A 6,240-nucleotide genomic window follows, 5' to 3' on the forward strand; every position below is an offset into this window, starting at 1 on the left:
GGTGCGGTCGCACTTTCACAGAGCAGTGTACTCGATACCACAACGGAGAACCGATTTCTTCGTATTCCCGGTGAATCGCGAGGTAGGAGAGCTCGTAGGCTGCCTCCCATGAGTGCTTCCCCTCCAGGCGTCGCCGACCTGCTCGGTGTCCTCGCCTACGCCGAGCTCACAGCCTTCCTCAGACTCGCCGAGGACGCCACCCGCCACGCCCCCTCGCTGACGGACCGGGCCGCCCTCGGAGGTCTGGCGGCGGCCGAGTACGCGCACTTCGAGCTGCTCCGCGACCGGATCGCCTCCCTCGGCGTGGATCCGGAGGAGGCGATGGCGCCGTTCGTCGGCCCGCTGGACGCCTGGCACGCCAGGACCGCCCCGGGCGACTGGCTGGAGGCCCTGGTCAAGGCGTACGTGGGCACCGGGATCGCGCTCGACTTCTACCGGGAGGCGGCCACCGGACTGGGGGAGGCGACCCGGAACCTCGTCGACGAGGTCCTCGCGGACGAGGGACGCTCGCAGTTCGCGGTGGAGCGGGTGAGCGCGGCGATCGAGGCGGACCCCACGCTGAGCGGACGGCTGGCACTGTGGGCCAGGCGGCTGGTCGGGGAGACGCTGAGCCAGGGCAGGCACGTGGCCGAGGCCAGGCCGGAGCTGGCGGCGCTGCTGACCGAGGCGGGCGGGGAGGACATCGGCCGGATCTTCACCCGGCTGACCGAGGAGCACGGCAACCGGATGACCGCCCTGGGCCTGACCCCGGGACCGTGAGGACTCCCGGGCCCGCCCCCGGAGGCCGGGCAGGGAGGCCGGTCCGCGGATCGGGGGGCGTGAGGCCGCGAACGGCGGTAGCGTGCCAGGCATGAGGGCCTCGCGCCGCTACGGCAGTTCCTTGACGAGATGTGGGCCGAACCGCTGGACCTCGCGTCCGGTGCTGCGCAGGGGAGGAGCCGGGTGCCCGGCGTTCGGCCGGGGCCGGGAGCATCTGGTCCGCGTCCGGCGTCCGCGCTGCTGCGGGTTCGGAGAGCGGGACGACTGCCCGGGCACCTGAGCGGCCGGTGACGGTGATCCGGCGGGCGTTCGCGTGCCGGATGGGCGGTGATCCTGCGGGCGTCCCTGTGCCGGATCGGCGGTGATCTCGCGGGCGGTCCCGTACCGGATCGGCGATGGTCCGGTGGACGTGCCGGATCCGCGGTCCGCGCCACGCCGGTGAGGGGCGACGACCTGGCGCGAGCCCGGGATCCGTCAGAGCGTGCCGCCGAAACCGACGGGACGCGGCGCCTCCTCACCGATCTCGATGAAGCCGAGCGAGGCGACGGGGACGATGACCTTGCGGCCGTTGACGTCGGTGATGGCGAAGACGCCGTTGCCGGACGCGAGTGACGCGCTCAGCTCGCTCTCGACCTGGTCGGCCGTGAGGTCGGTCTCCACCACGAGTTCACGGTGCACGGAACGCACGCCGATCTTGATTTCCATCCTGCTCCCTTTTCGATGAGGGTTGCTCGTCCCATGGTCGCCCCATCGGGGATCCGCCGCGCCGTCTGATCGCGTCAAGCGAACAGCGGACCGCGCCGGGCGAACACGGACCGCGCCGGGCGAACGGTGGAGGGACTCCGGGGCCGTGGACGGCACCGGGGTCGTGGACCGCAGCTCTCAGTGCTCGGCGACGGTGCGGGGAAAACCGGAGATGCCGCGCCACGACAGGCGGGCGATCAGCTGGGTGGCCGCGTCCTTGGGGATGGAGCCGTTGCTGGTGATCCAGTAGCGGGCGCTGACCTCGGCCATGCCCACCAGCCCGACGCCGAGCAGGCGCGCCTCGTCGCTGGAGCAGCCGGTGTCCTCCTGGATGACCTGGCTGATCATCTCGGCGCTCTCGCGGAGGTTGCGCTCCATCCGCTGGCGGACCGGGGCCACGTTGCGCAGGTCGGACTCGAACACCAGCCGGAACGCCTCGCCCTGGCTGGAGACGAAGTCGAAGAAGGCGCCGATCGCGGCCTGGACGCGCTGCTTGTTGTCCGTGGTGGAGGCGAGCGCGTCACGGCAGCGAGTGATCATGTCGTCCACGTGCAGGTCGAGCAGGGCCAGGTAGAGCTCCTGCTTGCCCGGGAAGTGCTGGTACAGAACCGGCTTGCTGACCCCGGCCCGCTCGGCGATCTCGTCCATCGCGGCCGCGTGGTAGCCGTTCTCCACGAAGACCTCCTGCGCCGCGCTGAGCAACTGGCGGCGGCGGGCCGTCCGGGGCAGCCGGGTGCCCCGGGGCTTGGCGTCCGGGGTAGCGGTCACGTGGGTCTCCTCGGGTGATGCACCTGGCGTCTGGGGCCATCCTACGTGTGGGTAACAGGCGTCAGCGATAGTCGTCCTCGTCGAGTTCGACCGTGCGCCGCTGCTCGAAGGCGTCGGCCGGGTCGGCCTCCAGCGGGATGACCTCGGGCCATTCCGGATCGTCCTCGCGCGGGGTGCGGCTCTGCTCCACGATGTCGGAGGGGTCGGCCTCGCCGTCGGCCGACGGGCCGAGGGGCGCGGTGGATCCGCCTTCGCGTACCGGCCGTCGCTGCTCGGCGGCGTCGGCCTCGGGCGTCTCGACCGGGATTTCCCCGGAACGGTCGTCGGCCGTTCCGTCACGCCGGGTCTCGCCGTGCACGTCCATGTCTGAGATCCCCTGTCGTCATCCGGGCTTCGGCACGTTCCCTCTCCTGTCCCGGTCCCCGCAAACGTCGGACGCCGCCCAGCCTACGACCTGCGATGCCGTACGCCGGGAGGGACGCGGCCCCGGCTCGCCGGGGAGGTGGGGAGGTGGGGAGGCGGCCCGGCAGAAGGGGAGGTGCGGGGAGAGCCGTGAGAAGGACGGGAGAGCCGGGGACGGGGCGGGGCGGGCGAACGGGGGCGGACGGGGGACGTCACGGGGCGGGGACGCCGCGGTCCGAAGAACCGCGCCGCCCCCGCCCGTGTTCGTGAGAAATGAGAACTCGCACTGTGTCGAGGGTCAGGACCCCGGGAAACCATCCCCCGGATTCCCGCTTTCACCGTCCGGTTCGCGTTTCCGTCGAGGAAGACGATCCGGGCGGACGTGGAACTCCTGTCCCTCCGTCACGGTTAAGGAGTCGCGGAGGACCGCGAATCCCCGTGAGTGTTCACGACATTCCGGGGTCACGTCACGCCGGATCAGGACGTGATCGCGATCCGGTGACTACTGGACCGGGGTGACGGTGCCGGTGACGAGCGGAACGACGCGGTCGGTCCGGTTCTCCAGGTCGTTGTTGTTGTCGTTGTTGTTGTTGATGATCAGCTTGAAGCGCTTGTGGTTGTGACGGTACCGGTCGCCACAGCAGTGACGACGGCCACCCCAGCCGCAGCCGTGGGCCTGGAAGGCGGCGGCGGTCACCGTGGTGGCCGAGGCGGCGGCGGACGTGACGGCGGTCGCTGCGCCCATGCCGACGACTCCACCGGTCAGCGCCGTGCTGATCGCGAGCCCTGCGATGACACTCTTGAACTTGGGCATTGCGTTTCCCCCTTGAAAGGTTCGGTTACCCGATTCTCGGCATTTTCCGGTAAAAGTCAGAAAATGCCGGGGATGGCCGGTGATGAGCCATCCCTGCTTGTCATGGTTTCCTCGCATCTCTACTGACAAACGAACATCGGTGCCTTTTGCCCTTTGTTTGGCTGTTTGTTGTCAGCCTTAGATAATTAATGTCATGTATATTGTGAAATGTCTTTGATGTCGTATTTGTTCTGCTCTGTATCGAGGGCGGAGCCCGCGGCCGCCCGCGATCCTCGCGGCGTACGCCAAGTCGCTTAACGCGATTAATGCATATAAAAGCCTCAATAAAAGGCATAAGGGGAAAAGAGGTTTATGTGGCTTTTGTTCGTCCGGGACGGCGGGCTTCTGGCAGTCCCCGCGCCGAACTATCGTGGAGGGAGGCGGACCAAGGAGGAGAAGTGGCGCGTACCCCGATCCCCCACTGGCCGGGAGAGATGGTCGATCTCGGTGTCCAGCGGGTCCACGTGCGGTCCACGCCGCGGGAGGCGGCGGAGACCGCCGTCTACGTGCACGGGCTGGCGGGCTCGGCGACCAACTGGACCGACCTGATGGGCGAGCTGTCCGGGCTGGTGACCGGCCACGCCGTCGACCTGCCCGGCGCCGGATACTCTCCCGAGCCCCCGGGCGGCGACTACTCGGTCGACGCCCACGCCCGGATCGTCACCGGCCTGATCGAACGGGTCTCGGCCGCGCCGGTCCACCTGTTCGGCAACTCCCTGGGAGGCGCCGTCTCGGTCCGGGTCGCCGCCACCCGCCCCGACCTGGTCCGCTCGCTCACCCTGATCTCGCCGGCCATGCCCGACCTCGTCCCCCGGTACGGCCCGGCGCGGGTGGCGCTGTCCACGGTGCCCCGCCTCGGCGAGTGGGCCGCGGGCCGGATGACCATGTTGCCCGCCGAGCGCAGGCTCGGCGCCACCATGGCCATGTGCTACGCCGACGTCGGGCGGATCCACCCCGACCGCCTGCGGGAGGCGGCCGAGGAGCTGCGCCGCAGGGACGGCCTGCCGTACTCGGGGGCGGCGTTGATCAACTCCGCCCGCGGCCTCGTCGCCGAGTACTTCCGGCGCGGCGAGGCGAACCTGTGGCGGCAGGCGGCCACGGTGAACGCCCCCACGCTGGTGATCCACGGCCGCCACGACCGGCTCGTCAACCCCCGGATGGCGGCCCGCGCCGGGCGGACCTTCCCCCGGGTGCGGCTGGTTCTGCTGCCCGACGCCGGGCACGTGGCCCAGATGGAACTGCCGGAACGCGTGGCCCGCGAGGCCCGGCTCCTGATCCGCGAGGCGCTCCTCGCGCCGGTCGGGGAATGACCCGGGCACCGCCTTGGTTTGTGTGGGAAGCGTGCTGTGCTAGCCGCAATCGCCGAGACCCCCTGAAACGGGAGCAGAACTGTGTCGTTGCCACCGCTGGTAGAGCCGGCCGCCGAGCTGACCGTCGACGAGGTGCGCCGTTACTCGCGCCACCTGATCATCCCCGACGTGGGCATGGCCGGGCAGAAGCGCTTGAAGAACGCCAAGGTGCTCTGTGTGGGCGCCGGCGGCCTGGGTTCACCCGCCCTGCTCTACCTCGCCGCCGCGGGGGTAGGCACGCTCGGTGTGATCGACTTCGACGTGGTCGACGAGTCCAACCTGCAGCGTCAGGTGATCCACGGGCAGTCCGACGTGGGCCGGCCCAAGGCCGAGAGCGCCGCCGACAGCGTCAGGGAGATCAACCCGCTGGTCGACGTGGTCGTCCACAACGAGGCGCTCACCGTCGACAACGTGATGGAGATCTTCTCCCGCTACGACCTGATCGTGGACGGCACCGACAACTTCGCCACCCGCTACATGGTCAACGACGCGGCCGTGCTGCTCGGCAAGCCGTACGTCTGGGGCTCGATCTACCGCTTCGACGGGCAGGCCAGCGTGTTCTGGGCCGAGCACGGCCCCTGCTACCGCTGCCTCTACCCCGAGCCCCCGCCGCCCGGCATGGTCCCCTCCTGCGCCGAGGGCGGCGTGCTCGGCGTGCTGTGCGCGTCGATCGGCTCCATCCAGGTCAACGAGGCCATCAAGCTCCTCGCGGGCATCGGCGAGCCGCTGGTCGGCCGCCTGATGATCTACGACGCCCTGGAGATGACCTACCGTTCGGTCAAGGTCCGCAAGGACCCCGAGTGCGTGCTCTGCGGCAAGAACCCCTCGGTCACCGGCCTGCTGGAGGACTACGAGGCGTTCTGCGGCGCGGTCTCCGAGGAGGCCCAGGAGGCCGCCTCCGGCTCCACGATCACCGCGTCCGACCTCAAGTCCATGCAGGACCGCGGCGAGAACGTCTACGTGATCGACGTCCGCGAGCCCAACGAGTACGAGATCGTGTCCATCCCGGGCGCCGTGCTCATCCCCAAGGGCGAGTTCCTCAACGGCTCCGCCCTGGAGGGGCTCCCGCAGGACAAGAAGATCGTCCTGCACTGCAAGTCCGGCGCCCGCTCCGCCGAGGTGCTGGCGATCGTCAAGAACGCCGGCTTCTCCGACGCCGTCCACGTCGGCGGCGGCGTGCTGAGCTGGATCAAGACGGTCGACCCGAGCCTGCCGGCCTACTAGGCCCCGCCCGCCGGTGGGCACCGGCGGATCCGTGACGAGGCGCCCCCCCGGGTGGTGACCCCGCGGGGCGCCGCCTGCCGCGGGCCGGGGCCCGCGCAGGCCGCGGCCGGAGGACCCGGCGGCGCCCCCCGCCCGGGCCGC

7 protein-coding genes are annotated in these 6,240 nt (G+C 70.3%); 3 read left to right on the forward strand and 4 right to left on the reverse strand.

Going from position 1 to position 6,240, the window contains the following annotated elements; all coding sequences use genetic code 11:
- Positions 1 to 108: 108 nt before the first annotated feature.
- Positions 109 to 759 (forward strand): ferritin-like fold-containing protein, encoded by a 651-nt coding sequence (locus tag ACLQ2R_RS28600; protein WP_425963892.1) that lies wholly within the window; start codon positions 109 to 111, stop codon positions 757 to 759.
- A 474-nt stretch (positions 760 to 1,233) separates the two neighbouring features.
- Here the strand turns inward: ACLQ2R_RS28600 and ACLQ2R_RS28605 are convergent, their stop codons facing one another.
- From ACLQ2R_RS28605 to ACLQ2R_RS28620, 4 genes are all read right to left on the reverse strand, one after another.
- Entirely contained in the window at positions 1,234 to 1,464 is a 231-nt protein-coding gene (locus ACLQ2R_RS28605) for a DUF3107 domain-containing protein (RefSeq protein ID WP_425963894.1), read from the reverse strand.
- Between the two features lie 177 nt (positions 1,465 to 1,641).
- Positions 1,642 to 2,271, reverse strand: coding sequence for a TetR/AcrR family transcriptional regulator (locus tag ACLQ2R_RS28610; RefSeq protein WP_386243865.1), 630 nt, complete (start codon positions 2,269 to 2,271; stop codon positions 1,642 to 1,644).
- A gap of 61 nt (positions 2,272 to 2,332) precedes the next feature.
- Positions 2,333 to 2,635 carry a hypothetical protein gene (locus tag ACLQ2R_RS28615; protein ID WP_425963896.1) on the reverse strand — a complete coding sequence of 101 codons (303 nt, stop codon included), beginning with the start codon at positions 2,633 to 2,635 and terminating at the stop codon, positions 2,333 to 2,335.
- Between the two features lie 540 nt (positions 2,636 to 3,175).
- Positions 3,176 to 3,487 (reverse strand): hypothetical protein, encoded by a 312-nt coding sequence (locus ACLQ2R_RS28620; protein WP_425963898.1) that lies wholly within the window; start codon positions 3,485 to 3,487, stop codon positions 3,176 to 3,178.
- 437 nt (positions 3,488 to 3,924) lie between these two features.
- On the opposite strand from ACLQ2R_RS28620, the gene ACLQ2R_RS28625 reads away from it, so the two are divergent.
- Positions 3,925 to 4,836 carry an alpha/beta fold hydrolase gene (locus tag ACLQ2R_RS28625; RefSeq protein WP_425963900.1) on the forward strand — a complete coding sequence of 304 codons (912 nt, stop codon included), beginning with the start codon at positions 3,925 to 3,927 and terminating at the stop codon, positions 4,834 to 4,836.
- A gap of 81 nt (positions 4,837 to 4,917) precedes the next feature.
- Complete coding sequence (gene moeZ / locus ACLQ2R_RS28630) at positions 4,918 to 6,099, forward strand: adenylyltransferase/sulfurtransferase MoeZ (protein WP_425963902.1); 1,182 nt, start codon at positions 4,918 to 4,920, stop codon at positions 6,097 to 6,099.
- Positions 6,100 to 6,240 lie beyond the last annotated feature (141 nt).

The sequence above is a fragment of the Streptosporangium sp. DT93 genome (genome assembly GCF_049844535.1).
GTDB lineage: Bacteria > Actinomycetota > Actinomycetes > Streptosporangiales > Streptosporangiaceae > Streptosporangium.

Excerpts from the sequence above, each read along its gene's own strand:
- ACLQ2R_RS28615 (WP_425963896.1), bottom strand. The coding sequence starts at position 2,635 with ATGGACGTGCACGGCGAGACCCGGCGTGACGGAACGGCCGACGACCGT.
- ACLQ2R_RS28605 (WP_425963894.1), bottom strand. The coding sequence starts at position 1,464 with ATGGAAATCAAGATCGGCGTGCGTTCCGTGCACCGTGAACTCGTGGTG.
- ACLQ2R_RS28600 (WP_425963892.1), top strand. The coding sequence starts at position 109 with ATGAGTGCTTCCCCTCCAGGCGTCGCCGACCTGCTCGGTGTCCTCGCC.
- ACLQ2R_RS28620 (WP_425963898.1), bottom strand. The coding sequence starts at position 3,487 with ATGCCCAAGTTCAAGAGTGTCATCGCAGGGCTCGCGATCAGCACGGCG.